Annotated in this window: 1 protein-coding gene; it reads right to left on the bottom strand. The window is 60.9% G+C overall.

Annotation, left to right across the window (positions count from 1 at the left end):
- A partial coding sequence (locus J5M56_RS25895) for an Ig-like domain-containing protein (RefSeq protein ID WP_207938173.1) occupies nucleotides 1-422 on the bottom strand: 422 nt, incomplete at both ends.

Below are 422 nucleotides of genomic sequence, written 5' to 3'. Positions count from 1 at the left end.
GTGTGTAGGTGTAGGAACCATCGGCTGCCAGGACCAGCGTGCCGTAGGTACCGTTAAAGGTGCCTGCAATCACCGGCCCACCTGCTACACGGTCGGCGCCTTGCACGTCGTTGGTCAATACATTGCCGGTCAGCTCCATCTGCTGTTCGGTTGCGGTCACGGCGTTGCTATCGTCCACGGCTTTGGGCACGTCATCGACAATGTTCACGTCCAGGCTACCGGTGGCAGTGCTGCCATCAATATCCTTGGCCACCACTTCGAAGTGTTCGCCGATGCTGTTGCTACCAGCGCCGTTGGGGTGGCTCTCGTTGCCAGTCAGGGTGTAGCGGTAGCTCACAGTACCGGTCGCGGAATCGTAGCCGGTGACGGTCAGGGTATTGCCCTCAGGCGTGGTCACCGTTTGCGGGAAGCCTGCGGCCACG

This window comes from Pseudomonas sp. 51_B, from assembly GCF_017491595.1.
Taxonomy (GTDB): Bacteria; Pseudomonadota; Gammaproteobacteria; order Pseudomonadales; family Pseudomonadaceae; genus Aquipseudomonas; species Aquipseudomonas promysalinigenes.
This window is presented reverse-complemented; position numbering and strand designations above follow the sequence as displayed.